Below are 16,813 nucleotides of genomic sequence, written 5' to 3'. Positions count from 1 at the left end.
GATCGGGTGGGATCCTCTGGCGGCGGCTGGAGGCGGGATGGGAATGAGGCCGGATGGCCGCAGGCGCAGGAGTTTACTCCCCTGCGCCCCGGCTGTCGTGCGGTGTGCCGTCGCGCGGCGCGATGGCGCCGGATCAGCCGCCTACAGCGGCACAGGCCTCGAGAATCAACGCGGTCACCTCGGCCGGCTTCGAGGCCAGCGAGGCATGGCTGGCATCCAGCTCCAGCAGGCGCTTGGGCTGCATCCGTCCGGCCATGGTCTTCTGGTTCTCCGGCGCGATCATCCGGTCGTGGCGGGACAGCTGGTACCAGCTCGGCTTGTGCTTCCACGCCGGGTCGCTCACTGCATCGCCGAAAGTGCTGGCCAGCGGTGCCTTCTGGGTCACCGCCATCACCCGGCCTTCGTCGTCGCTCAGGTCCTGGCAGAAGCTTTCATGGAACGTGTCGGCACGCAGCCACAGGTAACCATCACTGTCCGGCGCCAGGTTCGGTGCCGCTTCCGGCAGATGCTGCTGGGTGATGCCACCGGGGCTCTCGCCGGCATCCGGGGCGAACGCCGCGATGTAGACCAGGCCCTTCACGTTGGCCTCGTTGCCGGCCTGGCTGATCACCGCGCCGCCGTAGGAGTGGCCGACCAGCAGCACCGGCCCGTCGATCTGCCGGATCATTTTCTGGGTGCGGCCGGCATCATCGGCCAGCGAGGTGAGTGGCAGTTCCACCGCCTGCACGCGGTCATGGCCGTTGCGATGCAGCTCCAGGATCACTTTGGCCCAGTGTGCGGCCCCGCCCCAGAAACCATGGACGAGGAGGATGGTCGGTGTCGTGCTCATGTACGGATCTCCGGCAGCGGCCGGCGGAATGCCGACCGTGTCGCTACTGTCCGTCTTTGGCGTTAATCAGCGGTGACGCATTCGGGTCACTGCAATCGTATGCGTCGCTCGATGTCACGCATGGCACTTGCCGATCCCGCCTGAAAACGTTTTCATGGATGATCCTTGGAGTTTCGCACCGCGCATGACGCCCTCATCCCCACGTGCCCAGCAGCACGCCACCCGTGCCGCCTTCTTCATTCCCGGATTCGCCACCGCCGCCTGGGCGCCGATGGTGCCCTATGCAAAAGCCAAGGCCGGGTTGTCCGATGCCAGCCTCGGCGCGGTACTGCTGTGCCTCGGCCTGGGCTCGTTGCTGGCGATGCCGTTGGCCGGTGCCTTGACCGGCCGCCTCGGTTGCCGGCGGCTGCTGATGGTGACCTGCGCGATGGTGCTGCTGGCATTGCCACTGCTGGCGCTTGCGCCCTCGCCTTTCGCGCTGGGCGCTGCTCTGTTCGTATTCGGTGCCGGCGTGGGCGCGATGGACTGCACGGTGAACATGCAGGCGGTGGCGGTCGAACGCGACGCCGGGCGCGCGATGATGTCCGGCTTCCACGCCTTCTACAGCATCGGTGGTTTTATCGGTGCCGGCTGCATGACCGGCCTGCTGATCCTGGGTACGCCGCTGTGGCTGGCCGCGCTGGTTTCGGTGGCGGCACTGCTGCTGGTCGCGGCGCTGTCGGCGCCTCACTGGCGCCCACAGCGGATCCTGCACGAAGGGCCGCTGCTGGCACTGCCACATGGCGTGGTGCTGTTCATCGGCGTGCTGGCCTTCGTGGTGTTCCTCGGCGAAGGTTCGATGCTGGACTGGAGTGCCGTGTTCCTGGCCGAAGTACGGCAGGTGCCACGCGACCAGGCTGGCGCCGGCTTCGCGCTGTTCACCCTGGCGATGACCGCGATGCGCCTGTTCGGCGACGGTATCGTCGAGCGCCTGGGCCGCACCCGCACCATGGTCTTCGGCGGCATCACCGCTGCGGCCGGTTTCACCCTGGCCACGCTGGTGCCGTCATTCCCGGTGGCGCTGGCCGGCTACGTGCTGGTCGGGCTGGGCTGCGCCAACATCGTGCCAGCGCTGTTTTCCATGGCGGGCCAGCAGCGGGTGATGCCGGAGAGCATCGCCATCACTGCGGTTACCACGCTGGGGTACGCCGGCATCCTCGCCGGCCCGGCAGCGATCGGTGCACTGGCACACGCCACCAGCCTCGGCTTCGCCTTCCTCTGCGTGGCCGCGCTGCTGCTGGGCGTAGCCGCGTCGGCGCGCTCACTGGCACGGCGCCTGCCCTGACAGAAAAAGGGGACGGAGGGGATTAAGTCGTTTCTGCCCTGGGTGTGCGGGAAACGACTTAATCCCCTCCGTCCCCTTTTTTCAGCTGCGCGTCAGCCACTCGGCCTGGGCCGGCAGCTGGGGAGCCGGGCAGGCACTCTGCGGATGGTGCTCGTCGCGCGCCATCCAGTCGTCGACCACACCGGCCAGCAGGTCCAGCCGCAACGGCAGGGTGATGTGGTCCTCGCCGCGCATCTCGATGTAGTGCGCGCGCGGATTGGCCTGCGCCAGTTCGCGGCCCTGGCTGACCGGGATGTGCTGGTCGCCCTGCCCGTGCAGCAGCAGTACGCAGGCGCGGGTATCGGCCAGCGCGCGCGCCACATCCACACGGTCGAGATCGACGTCGATGCGGCGGCTTGCCGCGGCGACCACCTGGTCGATGTCCTGGCCACCGTAACGCCAGCGCGCGTAGGAGGCTACCGCCTGCGCCTTCAACCCTTCCGGCTGCAGTCCCATCAGGTGCGGGATCATCGTGCGGATGGCCACGCCGGCATTGGCGAACGACTCCATCGCTACCACGCCTTCCACCTGGTCGCCGAGCTTGTCGGCGGTGAATACCGCTGTGGCGGCGCCATAGGACACGCCGAACAGGTACAGCGGGCCGGTCACTTCACCACGTGCACGCAGCTCGCTGATTACATCGACCACGTCATCCGATTCATAGGTGCCATAGCCGGACGGACCGGCACCGGACTGGCCGTGGTTGCGCAGGTCGAGGGTGACCACGCGGTAGCCGGACTCCGCCAGCTGCAGCGACCACGGCAGCATCGAATCACCATTCATCATCCAGCCGTGCAGCAGCACCACGGTGCCGCGCGGTGCCTGCGCGTGGAAGGGCTGTGGCACGGCCAGGCTCAAGCCGGTATCCAGCGGCAGGCCATTCTCGTGGCGCTGCGGCAGGTAGTGATAGCGCGCACCATAGTTGCCCGGATCGAACACGCGCCAGAAGATCGGCACGCCATCGCGCCCCGGCGCGAAGCCATGGCGGTTCGGCAGTTCGGCGATGGCCGCGGCTATGCGCGGGCGATCAAGCAGGGTCGACACGCCACCCGGCGCGATCAGCCGATCGGCAAGCGAGGTGGACGAGGCATTGATCGAGGATGAGCATGCAGCCAGCCACAGGCCGGCGCACGCCAGCAGCAACAGCAGCAGGCGCTTCATATCACGTCGTAGGGGTGAATCAGACAAGTTGTGACGTTAACGCCCCAATAGACCGGCCATCTATCGCGCGCGGATGACGGCTTGATGACAACGCAGGAACGATTCAGCTTGGTGTACAAGCTGTATCCGTTCAGTCATTGATCCGGATCAATGAACGCGCGTGCGCGATTGCCCACAGTGCCGCCATGCGCACCTCGTTCAAGCTCGCCATTGCCCTGGCCGCCACCGTGGCCGCCGCCTACGGCATCGCCCGCACCACGCCCTACTGGTTCGCACTGCGACAGGCGGCGCAGGTCGACATCCACGATCCGGCGCTGATCGCGCAGGGGCAATACCTGTCGCGTGCTGCCGACTGCGCGGCCTGCCACACAGCGCCGGGCGGCAAGCCGTTCGCCGGTGGCCTGGGCATGCAGACGCCGATGGGCACGATCTACTCGACCAACATCACGCCCGATGCGGACACCGGCATCGGTGCCTACGATTACGCCGACTTCGAACGCGCGGTGCGCCGGGGCATCCGCCACGATGGCCAGCCGCTGTATCCGGCGATGCCATACGCCTCGTACGTGATCGCCAGCGACGCCGAGATCAAGGCGCTGTACGCCTATTTCATGGGCTCGGTGCAGCCGGTGAAGCAGGACAACGCCGACAGCACGATTCCGTGGCCGGCCAACATGCGCTGGCCACTGGCCTGGTGGCAGCTGCTGTTTGCACGCCCGCGTACGTTCAACCCGGATCCGTCGCTGGATGCCAGCCAGCAGCGCGGCGCCGAACTGGTGGAAGGCCTGGCCCACTGCGGCGCCTGCCACACGCCACGCGGCCTGGCGTTCCAGGAAAAGGCGATGGCCGATGATGGCAGCCGCCAGTACTTGTCCGGCTCGGTGCTGGAAGGCTGGTATGCGAAGAACCTGCGCAACGAATCGACCGGCCTGGCCAGTTGGAGCGAGGGCGAGATCGTCGACTTCCTGCGCACCGGCCGCACTGATCGCTCGGCGGCCTTCGGTGGCATGGCCGATGTGGTCGAGCACAGCACCCAGTACCTGTCCGACGCCGACCTGTTGGCGATGGCCCGCTACCTGAAACAGCTGCCGGCGCGCGAGGGCCGCAGCGCACAGTGGTCGCCGGGTACCAACACCACCACCGCCGCGCTGCGCAGTGGTGACTATCGCGTGGCCGGCTCGCTGGCCTATGCCGAGCATTGCCAGGCCTGCCATCGCGCCGACGGCCGCGGCATGCCACGGGTCTACCCGGCGCTGGCCGGCAACTCGATCGTGTTCGCCGATGATCCCAGTTCGCTGGTGCAGGTGACCCTGATCGGGGGCCGCACCCCGCATACCCCGCACGACCGCATGGCGTTCACCATGCCCGGTTTCGAGCAGCTGCCGAATGCACAACTGGCACAGATCCTGACCTTCATCCGCAACAGCTGGGGCAACCAGGCCAGCGCGGTCAGCGAGGTCGACGTGGCGAGGATGCGCCGGGTGGTGCGTGACAAGCCGGTGCATTACGTTCCGCAGGAGGCTGCACGATGAAGCGTTCGCGCAAACGTTCCCGCCTGCTGCTCGGCAGTGCGATCGTTGTCGTGCTGCTGGCCGGTGCCGGCACCCTCGCCTATCGCCATCTGTACCCGGACCTGGATGCCGCCGTGGCCAGCACGATCGACATTCTCGATGCGCAGGGCACGGTGGTCGGCCAGTACCACGCCCCCAGTGCCGAAGAAATTGCCGGGCTGGGCAATGCCGGGTCGGTGATGCTCGGCCGCCGCCTCCTCAACGAGACCGCGCGGCTGCTGCCGGACAACGTCGGCAACGATCTGAACTGCAATTCGTGCCACATGGCCGAGGGCAAGCGGCCGTTCGGCAACCACTACTTCAACACGGGTGGTGGTGCCTACCCACGCTACATGCCACGGCCGGGCAAGGTGATCGGGCTGACCGAGCGCATCAACGGCTGCCTGCAGCGCTCGATGAACGGCAAGCCGCTGGCCAAGGACGCGCCGGAAATGCGCGCCATGCTGGAATACATGACCTGGTTGAACCGCCCCGTTCCCGAAGGCGCGCGCGTGGCGGCACCCAGCGAAGGGCCGATCGACAGCTCACTGACACCTGATCCGATCCGCGGCCAGGCGCTGTACGCCGCGCAATGCGCCTCCTGTCATGGTGACAACGGCGAAGGCCGACGTGATGCCAGCGGTGATATCGCCTTCCCGCCGCTGTGGGGTGACCACAGCTTCAACATCGGCGCCGGCATGGCGCGCCTGTACAAGGCCGCCGGTTTCGTCAAGCACAACATGCCACCGGCGGTGACCCGCGAGCCCCCGCTGGGGCAGCAGGTGATGCCCGACCAGGATGCGGTGGACATCGCCAGCTACTTCATCAACCAGCCGCGTCCGGATTTCGCCAACAAGGCCAAGGACTGGCCGCGTGACCCGAAACCCAAGGACGCGCGCTACTGAGGCAGGCGGCCGCAGGCACCGGCCGTCACACAACACGGTTCCTGCATCTGCGCGTCATGCCGATGTCATTGGCGCTGCCGACACTCCGGGGCTTCACTCCCCTCAAGGTCCGGTCTCGATGCGAACGATTGCGCGCTTTCCCCGTGTCTCCCTGCTTGCCCTGCTGATCGCCCCCGCACTGGATGCCCTGGCCGAAGCACCGCAGGGCGACGCGGCCGAATCGCGCAGCAGCGATGCCCGTACCCTGGACCAGGTGCAGGTGATTGGCCAGGCCACCAGCTACGCCAAGACCTCGGTACGTGCGGAAACGTTGAACCGGCAGACCGTGATGAGCAGCGTCAACGACGCACTCAATGAAGTACCCGGGGTGGTGGTCAGTGAAGCCGACGCCACCGGTTCGTCGGTGTGGGGCACGCAGATCAGCATGCGCGGTTTCGTCACCAATCGCGATACGCAGCAGATCGGCACCACCATCGATGGCCTGCCCAATGGCGGCTCGGGCTACGGCGGCGGCTCGCTGGCCAACCGCTACATCGACACCCTCGATCTGGAAACGGTGGAAGTCAGCCAGGGCACCGCCGACATCTCCTCGCGCTCGAACGAGGCCCTCGGCGGCACCCTCAACTTCCTCACCAGCGATCCGCTGCAGGACAGCCGCCTGCGTTTCGTGGTGGGCGCCGGTGACAACGAGGCCCGCAAGTACTACGTGCGCTACGACACCGGCCTGCTTGGTGGCCATACCCGCGCCTGGGTCAGCGCTTCCTCCGCGCGCGTGCACGACTGGATCGACGGCAGCGGCAAGACCAGCAACGACCACATCGCCGGCAAGTTCATCACCGAACTGGACCGTTGGACCCTGACCGGCTACCTGTCCTACAACGATGCCGACGAGCCGGAGTACACCAGCGTCTCGCCGAAGGGCTTCGCCACCAACCCGGACCGCGACAACCTGGTCGGCACCCTCACCGGCATTCCGTACCTGGACCAGAACTACCGTTCCGGCTCGCGTGCGCTGCGCGAGAACACCTTCGGCTACCTGCGCGCGGCCTTCGACGGCGGCAACGGCTTCAAGGCCTCGGTGGCGGCTTACGGGCACCGCATGGAGGGTCGTGGCGACTGGCTGCCACCCTACCTGGCCCAGGTCAGCGATGATGGTGCCGGTCGCCCGGAGTCGGAGTACATCGGTGGAAAGACCGTGTACGGCGGCAGCAACCGCGGCCAGATCTTCTTCGTCAATCCCGATGGCAGCGCCGCACAGCGCCTGGCCAGCTGCACCCCACGGCTGGGCTTCACTGCCGGGTACGACCCGAACTGCTACGCCGGCAACGTGCTGGGCGCGCAGTCCTACCGCCACACCCACTACGACAACAACCGCAAGGGCGTGACCGCCGACGTCGAGTGGCGGCAGACCTTCGGTGCCGTCGACAACACGATCCGTGGCGGCCTGTGGGTGGAGAAGCTGGACCGCTCGGCGCGCCGCGACTGGCACCGCCTGCTCAACGTCGGCCAGGACATCGCCTTCGACCACCAGCCGTACTGGGTGCAGTTCGAGGACAAGTACAAGGTTGATGAGCAGATGTACTACGTCGAGGATGTCGCGCGCTTCGGCCCGTTCAGCGCGCGCCTGGGCGTGAAGCAGTTCTTCGTCGACCAGTCGCGCCGCCGCGTGATCGGTGCCAATGAGCACGTGAAATCCGATTCCAAGTCCGATCCGCTGCTGTCCACCGGCTTCACCTGGGCACCGGGCGTGGAAGGCATGGAATTGTTTGCCGGCTTCTCGCAGAACTTCGCCGCCATTCCTTCCGGCGTGCTCGGCGAGACCGATCCGCAGCGCTTCCGCAATGTGGAACCGGAAACCGCCGACAACATCGAAGTCGGCATGCGCATCAGCCGCTGGCCGCTGACCGCGTCGGTCACCCTGTACAACATCAAGTTCGACAATCGCATCGTCTACCTGCCGGCCGGCTTTGTCAGCGGCATCGACTACCTGGGCGAGACCGACGGCGTCTACGAGAACTTCGGCGGCGTTGAGAGCAACGGCCTGGAAGCCGCCTTCGGCTACGGCTGGGACAATGGCTGGCGACTCAACGCTGCCTACACTTACAACCGCTCCAAGTACCTGGGCAGCGGCGATGCCGCGCGCGATACCCAGCTGGGCATCGTCGACGGCGCCAAGGTGATCGGACAGCCCGAACAGACCCTGGTGCTGTCGGCCGACTGGCAGGGCGAAAACTGGAACTTCGGCCTGTCCGGCCGCTACCTGGGCACGCGCTACCTCGATGCCGCCAACGTCAACAAGCTGCCCTCGGCCACCGTGTTCAACGCCAATATCGGCTTCGACCTGCAGGGCCTGTCGCCGCGCCTGAAGGGCATGGGTGCCAACCTGGTGGTGAGCAACCTCACCGACAAGCGGTATCTTGCAGGGGTGGATGGCCGCGACAACGCCTTCATCGGCGCACCGCGTACCGTCGGCATCTCCTTCCGTGTGGACCTGTGAGTGAACCCGTGACCGATATCGGCCGACGCCGGTTGTTGCAGGCCGGCGCTGCCGCCGGCCTTTCCCCGCTGCTGCCCAGCATCGCCCGGGCCGCAGCGATCGCCCCCGCCGCGCAGACGCGCAGCCTCGAAGACCTGCAGCACATCGTGGTGTTCATGCAGGAGAACCGTTCGTTCGACCACTACTTCGGCACGCTGCCGGGGGTACGTGGCTTCGGCGACCGCTTCGTGGCCCCGGCCGCTGCGCTGCAGGCCGGTGGCCGCGCGCGCAGCCTGTGGCTGCAGCCCGATGCCAGCGGCCAGCGCGCGATCGCACCGTTCCCGCTGGATACCGCTGCGCACTTCGGCTACATGCGGGTGGAAGGCACGCCGCATACCTGGCCCGATGCACAGCGCGCCTGGGACCATGGACGCATGGGGCAATGGCCGAAATCCAAGCAGAACCACTCGATGGGCTACTTCCAGCGCAGCGACCTGCCCTTCCAGTTTGCCCTGGCCGATGCCTTCACGATCTGCGACGCCTACCACTGCGCGATGCAGGCCGGGACCAACCCGAACCGGGTGTTCCTGTGGACGGGCCACAACGATGCGGCCGCGCGCGCCGGTGGCCCGGTGATCGCCAACTCGCACGACAACTTCCCGGAACATGGCGGGCATCCGGCGTCGTACCGATGGAGCAGCTATGTCGAACGCCTGCAGAAGGCCGGGGTGTCCTGGCAGATCTACCAGGACATGGCTGACAACTTCACCGACAACCCACTGGCCGGCTTCGAGTCTTTCCGCCAGGCCTACCGTGCTGCGCCGGGGCATGACCCGCAGCTGCGCGCGCGTGGGGTCAGCACGCGTGGGCTGGCACAACTGCGCCAGGACGTGGTCGATGGGCGCCTGCCGCAGGTCAGCTTCATCATCGCCGACGCGGCCGGCAGCGAGCATCCCGGCCCTTCCAGCCCGGCCCACGGCGCGGCCTATACCGCTCGCGTGCTGGATGCACTGACCGCCGATCCGGAGGTCTGGAGCCGCACCGCCCTGCTGCTGATGTTCGACGAGAACGACGGCTTCTTCGACCACATGCCGCCACCGGCACCACCTTCACCGGAAAACGGTGGCTGGGCGGGTGCGTCTTCGGTCAGCACCGAGGGCGAGTACCACCGCCATCCGGCACCGGGGGATGAGAAGTACGACGCCGCCGAGCTACGCGGACGCCCCTACGGACTGGGCCCGCGCGTGCCGCTGTACGTGATCTCGCCCTGGAGCCGGGGTGGCTGGGTCGATTCGCAGGTGTACGACCACACCTCGGTCATACGCCTGATCGAACACCGCTTCGGCGTGGCCGCACCGGACATCTCGCCGTGGCGCCGCGCGGTCTGCGGTGACCTCAGCAATGCCTTCGACTTCGCCCAGCGTGATACCCGCCCGTTCGTACGCGGCCTTCCCGACGTGAGCGCCGTTGCCGCACGTGCTGCCGCCCTGCCGGGACGCACCGTGCCGGCATTGCCGGAGGGACTGAAGCCGGCGAAACAGGAAAGCGGCGTACGCCCGGCGCGTGCCCTGCCCTACCGGCCGCAGGCATCGATTGCTGCGATCGGCGCATCGGGCGTGGATCTGACGCTGTCCTGCGATGGTGCAGCGGCGGTGCTGCATGTCTACGACCGGCTGCGGCTGGGAGCGGTACCACGCCGCTACACGCTGGTACCGGGCACGCCGCTGCGCGAACGCTGGGCGCTGGACGCCCATGGCCGCTATGACCTGTGGCTGCTGGGCCCGAACGGCTTCCACCGTCACTTCCAGGGCGCTGCCAACGGGCCCGTCGTGCAGGCGTCGGTCGAGCGCGCCGACGGCCAGCTGCGGCTGCGCCTGCGCAATCTCAGCGATGCCGCACAGCAGCTGCGCGTGCATGCAGGCGCCTATGCCGGGCACATGCCGGAACAGACGCTGGCGCTGCCGGCGCATGCAGAGACCGCGTTGGCGTGGGACGCGACACCCACTGCAGGCTGGTATGACCTGCAGGTCGGCGCGGGTGAGAGCATGCTGCGTCTGGCCGGGCGCGCAGAGGATGGTCGCCCCGGCACCAGCGACCCGGCGATGGGCAGCGAGCCATTGCGGTTCGAGCACGATTGAAGGATCTCTGTAGAGCCGAGCCCATGCTCGGCTGCTTTTCCGGTCAGTTATCGAAGAGCAGCCGAGCATGGGCTCGGCTCTACAGAGTAGACCGGTAGATTCAGGCCTCCTGCAACCCCGGCCGGCCGTGCTCCACCGCGTAGCGCTTCCAGCTCTGCACCGTTCCGTTCGGCTGCATCACGGTATCCAGCGTTTTCATGTCGCCGATCCAGGCATCACGGGTGACATCGCACAGCACATAGCCACGCTTGTCGGTGGTCGCCCTTAATTGCGGACTGTGCCGCAGCTGGTTCTCGGCATACGCGTCCACGCCCTGGCCATCGGCACCGGAGGTGATCGAGGTGGCGAGGAATTCGCTGGAGACCACGCCTGAATCACGATGATCCTGCACCAGGTCGCTGGCGTAGTGCCGATGCGCGTCGCCGCAGGCGGTCACTACATTGCCGAAGCCAACCTTCTGGATGTGGTCAAGCAGGCGCCGGCGGCTGTCCAGATAGCCCGACCACTGGTCGTCGGACGACTGAACCACACCATCCTTCTCGCGCATGTAGTTGCCCAGTGCCACTTGGTGGGCGATGGTGTGCCAACGTGGCGTGGCATCGGCCAGTCCGTCGAACAGCCAGCGCTCCTGCTTCGCACCGACGATGCTGCGCGCCGGTGATTCCACTTCCTCACGCAGCGCCATGTTCACCTGCTTGCTGCGGTACTGGCGGGTGTCGAGCAGGTGCAGGTCCATCAGCGTGCCATAGCGGGCACGCCGATACATCTGCATGTGGCCGTTGCGGGGAAGCGCCGATCGGCGCAGCGGCATGTTCTCGTAGTAAGCCTGGAATGCCTGTGCGCGGCGCAGCAGGAACACCTCGCTGGGGGTATCGTCCTGGTCCTCGGCACCGGCCCAGTTGTTGTCCACTTCATGGTCATCGAAGGTGACGAACCACGGCGCCGACGCATGCGCGGCCTGCAGGTCGGAATCGCTCTTGTACTGGGCGTAGCGGCGACGGTAATCGTCCAGCGTGTAGATCTGCGGTCCTACATGGTTGCGCAGGTTGGTGAACGGCTGGCCGTTCATCCGGCGCGCGCCCGGTTGGCTTGCGCCCTCGTAGATGTAGTCGCCGTAGTGGAAGACAAAGTCCAGCGGCTCCTCGGCGATGCGCCGCCACGCGGTGTAATGGCCCTCTTCATAGTGCTGGCAACCGGCCACGGCAAAACGGACACGATCCACCGCAGCGTTGGCTGGCGGCAGCGTGCGGGTGTGGCCCACGGCACTGGCGTGGCCGCCCACGCTGAAGCGATACCAGTACGGACGGCCCGGTGCCAGCCCTTCCAGCTCCACGTGCACCGCATGGCCAAGCTCGGGGTGGGCCATCGCCGAACCCTGGCGCACTACTTTGCGCATGCCATCGTCGGCCGCCAGCTGCCACTGGACCGCCATCGGTTGTGTCGGCATGCCACCACCGAACACCAGCGGCTCCGTTGCCAGGCGTGTCCACAGCACCATGCCATCGGCCGAGGGATCACCCGAGGCCACGCCCAGGGTGAACGGTGTACTGGCGAACCGCGGCGATGCCAGCAGGTTGCGCGGGTTCAGCGCGGTGGCATCAGTCTGCGCGGCCAGCGCCCGTGCCGTGCCCATCCAGGCGCCGGCGGCGGACAGACCGGCCAGGGCCAGGAATCGCCTGCGATTGATCGTATCCACGGGTGCGCCCTCAGTTGTAGATGATGTGGAAGTAGAAGAAGCGGCCGTAGTCGTCGATCTCGGTGCGGAAGCGACCGTTGGGACCAGTGCTGTAGGTCGGCTGCGTGTTGAACAGGTTCTTGGCCTCGTACTTCAGCGTCACGTGCTTGCTGACCTTGTGGCTGAAGGCCATGTTGAAGGTCATGTACGGGTCGTAGTACGAGTCCAGCCACTGGGTATCACCGAAGTCGACCAGCATCCGGCTGCGGTAGGTGCCGGACATGCGCAGCTGTGCGCTCTTCCATGGCATGCGCCAGATCACCGACCCATTGAGCGACCAGTCCGGCTGGTACAGCAGGCGGTCCAGGCGGCGCTCGCTGCCATCACTGATGCGGTAGTTGGTCTGGCCTTCCAGCCGCGTGGCGTTGAAATACATATCAAAGCGCTGGCGGCGCCACTGCAGGTTGCGGTTGGCCACCGCGAACTCGACGCCGCGCAGCTTGGACGCGTCGGTGTTCATCGGCTGGGTGACCCGGTAGCGGGTATCACCCACGTTCTCGAACGTGGTCAGGGTGTAGATGTCGTCCTTGATCACTTTGTCGAACAGCGCGACCGAGACCAGGCCGTTGTTGTCGTTGAAATACAGGTCCCAGGCCAGGTCGATGTTAGTGGAGCGGCGCGGCTGCAGGTTGGCGTTGCCCTGTTTGATCGTGCAGAAGCCTCTGCCCTCCTCGTCATCGCCACAGCTGGTGCTGGTGGCCTGGGCGATGTTGCTGGGTGTCGGCCGGCCCAGCGTTCGGCTGGCGGAGAATCGCAGGCGCTGGTCGTCGGTCAGCTTGAAGGTTGCGTTCAACGACGGCAGCAGGTTGTTGTAGCCACCACTGGTCCTGCGGAACGCGGAGGTATAGGTGGCACCGCCATCATCACTGAAAGGGCTGAATGCATCGAAGGTGGTGTGGTCGTAGCGCAGGCCACCGATCAGCAACAGCCGATCCCAGGCATAGTGCGCGGAGACATAGGCATTGGTGATGTCCTCAACGTACTTGTAGTCACTGGTGAAATCGGCATTCGGATAGGCCGCGTCGTTGCCGCCAAGCGTGGGCGCGAGTTCGTCATTCCATTTGCGATTGTCGATCAGCGGAAAGCCCGGCACGCTGCCCAGCAGTGTCGAGCCGGGGTACAGATAGTCGTTCAGCGTCGCGCTGCTCTTGAAGTAGTCGAAGTCGATGTCCTGCCAGATCTTCAGGTGGCGGTATTCGGCACCGGCAGCCAGGCCGAAGCCGCGCGCATCGGCATCAATGTTGTAGCTGAAGTCGGCGCGCAGGTTGTCGATGCTCTCCTTGGCATCACGCGGCGAGACATAGGCCTGTGCCGGGTTGAGCTTGAAGGCCGAGCTGGTCAACAGGCTGGAATCGGACACCGCCACCGCGTTGGGGAAGCCGTGACTGTCGTTCTCGTAGTCGACGAACAGGTTGCTCGGATAAGCGCGCACACCCCAGTAGACCTGGCTGTTGTGGAAAGTTTCTTCGGTGTGGCCGCCACGCAGGGTCAACCGCGAACGGTCACCAATGTCCCAGTTGAAGCTGGCGATGGCGCCGCGATTGCTGCGATCCCAACGATCATGCCGGTTCTTGATGTAGATGCTGTTGATCTGGGTGGTGCCGCTGTCATTGGTCTGGTTGCGGACCGGAAACTTGGCGTTGCCGTACAGGTCGGTCTTGTTCATCGTCGAGTTCTCGTAGAACCGGTACGAGTACAGCAGCAGCGACGCGTAGAACGGATCGTCCGACGGTTTCCATTCCAGCTTGGCCGATCCACCGAAATTGGTGATGAAGTTGGTGTAGGTACCGGTACTGAAATTGCCGGGCGCACGCAGCCCGTTCCAGCCCTTGGCCTCGTCCGGCCCAGTGGTGCCGTCGGTGAGGTACTTGCCGGCGTCGTTGTAGTAGTAGTTCGACTCCACCCAGCGCTTGACGCTGTTGCGCGAGCGCTGCTCATAGCGGGCCACCGCAACGATGCCGAATTCCTGGTCGGCGCCGAACTGGTTGGAGAACACCATCTTGGCGCTCTTGCCGAAGTGGCCGAGGGTCTTGTGATCACCGCCGGCGCTGCGCTCGACGTTGGTTTCAGCGGTGGAATAGATGCCGGCGATATCGGCGAACACGTACCTGCCGGACCGGTCGAACGCGCTGCGGCTGATGATGTCGATCACGCCGCCGATGGCATCCGGCGCCTGCTCGGCACTGAAGCTCTTGTAGATGTCGGTACGGGTGCCAATGTCGCTGGGGATCAGCTGCAGGTTGTTCATGCGCTCACCCGAGCCACTGCCACCGACACTGGCAATCGCGATGCCATCGATCGTCGTGTAGTTGAGGTTGGCCTGCACGCCACGCACCGTCACGTAACGCGGCTCGCCGGCGTCTTCCACCGCGCTCAGCCCCGGCGCGGCCATCAGGCTCTCGGCCAGGGTTTCGTCGCCGTAGCTGTCCATCTCGTCGTAGACCACCGAATCCTTGATCACCGGCGAGGTCTTTTTCTGGTCGATCACCTCATGTGCAGCAATCACCTTCACCGTGTCCAGGGTCGGCGCCACCACCGCCTCGGCCTCGCGCGGCTTCGGCGCGGCCCGCTTCGGTTCGTTGCGTGCGGGCGCCGGATCGATGGCGATGACGTTGCCGTCCACCACGGTGTAGCCCAGGCCGGTTCCTGCCAGCAGCGCGTCCAGTGCCTGCTTGACGGTCGCACCACGCGGCACCGCCCCGGCCATGCGTGCTTCACCGCTGCCCGAGTACAGGAACTGCACGCCGGAACTGCGCGACAACTGCTCCAGCGCACGCGCCAGCGGCTGCGCCGCGATCGGAGCCGGCACGCGCGCCTCGAGGCCATCGGCAGTGGCCGCGGCTGCCAGCGGTACGCTGCAGGGAGACAGGGCGAGGATGATTGACAGGTAGAGCGTGTTGCGCATCACGGGTCCTTGGAAGAGAGAAGGCAGCAGGTGCCGCTGAGCGATTCGACAGCGGCTTCTCCCAAGTAAGAGCCCGCTTCCACCGAAGTGGAGAACGCGGATTCGATGAATCTTTTCTGACAGCGCAGGGCCACGCCGGCCTCAGCGGCTGCCGACCCGCATCGTGTCGCCCTCGCGGCGGACGACGAAGCGCGGATCGCGTTCGAGGAACGCCTGCAGAGCCCCAATGCGATGTGCATCCAGGCTGCCGGAAAGCCGTGCCGCTGCCGCACCCTCGTCCAGCACGCGCACCTGCACCTGGTTGTGACGGTTGAAGGCGGCAGCCACCTCATCCAGCCGCTCATCAAGGAAGGACACCTTGCGCTGCTGCCAGTCCAGCAGCATCGACAGCGGTACATCCAGCGACTCCACCGCATGGCTGCGCGCGTCGACCTGCACCACCCGGCCTTCGCCCAGCTGCGCAAGACGCGTTGCATCCCTGCCCTGGCTCCACACCTCCACTTCGCCGGAGACCACGCCGATGCGCGTGCCCTGCAGGCGTCGCGAGACGTCGAATACGGTGCCGATGTCACGGATCTGCAGCCCGTTCACCTGCACTTCGAACGGACGGCGGTCGCGGGCGATGTCGAACGTGGCCTCGCCCTGCAGCAGCTCCACTTTGCGGATGAACCAGCTCATGCGTACCCGCAGGCGGCTGTCCGCGTTGAGCCGCACCTGGGTCTGGTCAGGCAGCACCAGGTCGCGCAGTTCACCATGGTCGGCGCTGTACAGCTGTTCGGTGGGCATCAACTGCGGAACCAGGCCCACGCCGAGCAGGGCGACACAGGCTGCGGCAGCCACCGCCCACCAGCGCGCGCGGCCGCGACGCGGTGCAGCGCGCGACGCGGCGGGTGCGCTACCGAACAGCGGCACCACCTTGGCGGCCGCCTGCCGTGGCGGCGCCTGCGCCTCTTCAGGCAATGGCGATTGCAGCGCTGCACCGACCTGCCGGTGCAGCGTGAGAGCGTGCATATAGGCGCGCACGTGTTCGGGCGAACGCTTCATCCAGTGCAGGAACGCAGCGCGCTCGGCCTCGCCCATACTCCCCTCTCGATTGCGCAGGAACCAGTCCTCGGCCTCACGGGCGATCTCATCGTCGGCCGCACGCAATGGATGCCAGTTCATCTGATCTCCCTGGCGCCCAGCGCCTTCCTGCAGGCCTCCAGCCCCTTGCCGATATGCTTGCGCACCATATGCACCGACACCTGCAGCTGCTGGCTGATTGCCGGGCAGTCCAGCCCGTCGCGGTAATGCAGCTCCATCACCCGCCGCGTCGTCGCAGGCAGCCGAGCGATGGTGCTGCGGATACCGTTCCAGCGCTGCGCGCGCTCGAACTCGCCTTCGATGTCTTCTTCGCTTTTCAGCACTTCCGCCAGTAGATCAACGTCTTCCAGCGGCGGCAGCGACGAACGTGAGCGTGCATGCTCGCGCGCCAGGTTGGCCGCGACGGCGAACAGGTAGGCTTCCGGATTCTCGATCGCTGCGGCATTCTCGCCGGTGCTGCGCAGCAGGCGCAGGTAGACCTCCTGCGCCAGGTCTTCGGCATCCTCGCTGGCCGAACCGCGACGCAGGAAGAAGCCACGCAGCAGCCGTCGCCGCAGGGCATAGCCCTTCTCCCAGATCCTCACGCTGTTCACGGCCGACCAACCACCCCGAGGCTGGAAAGCCCCGCAGGGTGACGGCCATCGATGACAGTGGCGTTTCAACTGCCG

At 66.3% G+C, this 16,813-nt stretch carries 11 protein-coding genes; 5 read left to right on the top strand and 6 right to left on the bottom strand.

Annotated elements, in window-relative coordinates:
* Positions 1-133 precede the first annotated feature (133 nt).
* Positions 134-829, bottom strand: a complete 696-nt coding sequence (locus SMAL_RS07725; RefSeq protein WP_012510687.1) for an alpha/beta hydrolase — start codon at positions 827-829, stop codon at positions 134-136.
* 184 nt (positions 830-1,013) lie between these two features.
* Between SMAL_RS07725 and SMAL_RS07720 the strand changes: the two genes are divergently transcribed.
* Positions 1,014-2,153 (top strand): MFS transporter, encoded by a 1,140-nt coding sequence (locus tag SMAL_RS07720; RefSeq protein ID WP_012510686.1) that lies wholly within the window; start codon positions 1,014-1,016, stop codon positions 2,151-2,153.
* Positions 2,154-2,234: 81 nt separating this feature from the next.
* Here the strand turns inward: SMAL_RS07720 and SMAL_RS07715 are convergent, their stop codons facing one another.
* Complete coding sequence (locus tag SMAL_RS07715) at positions 2,235-3,353, bottom strand: alpha/beta fold hydrolase (protein ID WP_012510685.1); 1,119 nt, start codon at positions 3,351-3,353, stop codon at positions 2,235-2,237.
* Positions 3,354-3,538: 185 nt separating this feature from the next.
* Between SMAL_RS07715 and SMAL_RS07710 the strand changes: the two genes are divergently transcribed.
* The 4 genes from SMAL_RS07710 (at position 3,539) to SMAL_RS07695 (ending at position 10,422) form a co-directional block, all read left to right on the top strand.
* A complete protein-coding gene (locus tag SMAL_RS07710; protein WP_012510684.1) occupies positions 3,539-4,885 on the top strand; it encodes a c-type cytochrome in 1,347 nt (448 codons plus the stop codon).
* Positions 4,882-5,808, top strand: a complete 927-nt coding sequence (locus SMAL_RS07705; protein ID WP_012510683.1) for a c-type cytochrome — start codon at positions 4,882-4,884, stop codon at positions 5,806-5,808. Before SMAL_RS07710 ends, SMAL_RS07705 begins: the two co-directional genes overlap by 4 nt.
* Before the next feature lie 118 nt (positions 5,809-5,926).
* Positions 5,927-8,305: a TonB-dependent receptor domain-containing protein gene (locus SMAL_RS07700; protein WP_012510682.1), complete on the top strand. Its 2,379-nt coding sequence runs from the start codon at positions 5,927-5,929 to the stop codon at positions 8,303-8,305.
* A gap of 8 nt (positions 8,306-8,313) precedes the next feature.
* Positions 8,314-10,422 carry a phosphocholine-specific phospholipase C gene (locus SMAL_RS07695; RefSeq protein WP_012510681.1) on the top strand — a complete coding sequence of 703 codons (2,109 nt, stop codon included), beginning with the start codon at positions 8,314-8,316 and terminating at the stop codon, positions 10,420-10,422.
* A gap of 100 nt (positions 10,423-10,522) precedes the next feature.
* On the opposite strand, the gene SMAL_RS07690 is transcribed toward SMAL_RS07695, so the two are convergent.
* From SMAL_RS07690 to SMAL_RS07675, 4 genes are all read right to left on the bottom strand, one after another.
* Positions 10,523-12,118 (bottom strand): alkaline phosphatase D family protein, encoded by a 1,596-nt coding sequence (locus tag SMAL_RS07690; RefSeq protein WP_012510680.1) that lies wholly within the window; start codon positions 12,116-12,118, stop codon positions 10,523-10,525.
* A 10-nt stretch (positions 12,119-12,128) separates the two neighbouring features.
* Positions 12,129-15,062, bottom strand: coding sequence for a TonB-dependent receptor (locus SMAL_RS07685; RefSeq protein WP_012510679.1), 2,934 nt, complete (start codon positions 15,060-15,062; stop codon positions 12,129-12,131).
* A 141-nt stretch (positions 15,063-15,203) separates the two neighbouring features.
* Positions 15,204-16,226 (bottom strand): FecR family protein, encoded by a 1,023-nt coding sequence (locus SMAL_RS07680; protein ID WP_012510678.1) that lies wholly within the window; start codon positions 16,224-16,226, stop codon positions 15,204-15,206.
* On the bottom strand, positions 16,223-16,738 hold the full coding sequence (locus SMAL_RS07675; RefSeq protein ID WP_004152962.1) for an RNA polymerase sigma factor: 516 nt from the start codon (positions 16,736-16,738) through the stop codon (positions 16,223-16,225). Before SMAL_RS07675 ends, SMAL_RS07680 begins: the two co-directional genes overlap by 4 nt.
* Between the last annotated feature and the right edge of the window lie 75 nt (positions 16,739-16,813).

The organism is Stenotrophomonas maltophilia R551-3, assembly GCF_000020665.1.
Lineage (GTDB): Bacteria > Pseudomonadota > Gammaproteobacteria > Xanthomonadales > Xanthomonadaceae > Stenotrophomonas > Stenotrophomonas maltophilia_L.
The sequence above is the reverse complement of the archived record's forward strand: the minus strand, read 5'-3'. Positions and strand labels throughout refer to the sequence as shown.

Coding starts and splice junctions, on each gene's coding strand:
- SMAL_RS07725 (WP_012510687.1), bottom strand. CDS start 829: ATGAGCACGACACCGACCATCCTCCTCGTCCATGGTTTCTGGGGCGGG.
- SMAL_RS07720 (WP_012510686.1), top strand. CDS start 1,014: ATGACGCCCTCATCCCCACGTGCCCAGCAGCACGCCACCCGTGCCGCC.
- SMAL_RS07715 (WP_012510685.1), bottom strand. CDS start 3,353: ATGAAGCGCCTGCTGCTGTTGCTGCTGGCGTGCGCCGGCCTGTGGCTG.
- SMAL_RS07710 (WP_012510684.1), top strand. CDS start 3,539: ATGCGCACCTCGTTCAAGCTCGCCATTGCCCTGGCCGCCACCGTGGCC.
- SMAL_RS07705 (WP_012510683.1), top strand. CDS start 4,882: ATGAAGCGTTCGCGCAAACGTTCCCGCCTGCTGCTCGGCAGTGCGATC.
- SMAL_RS07700 (WP_012510682.1), top strand. CDS start 5,927: ATGCGAACGATTGCGCGCTTTCCCCGTGTCTCCCTGCTTGCCCTGCTG.
- SMAL_RS07685 (WP_012510679.1), bottom strand. CDS start 15,062: ATGCGCAACACGCTCTACCTGTCAATCATCCTCGCCCTGTCTCCCTGC.
- SMAL_RS07680 (WP_012510678.1), bottom strand. CDS start 16,226: ATGAACTGGCATCCATTGCGTGCGGCCGACGATGAGATCGCCCGTGAG.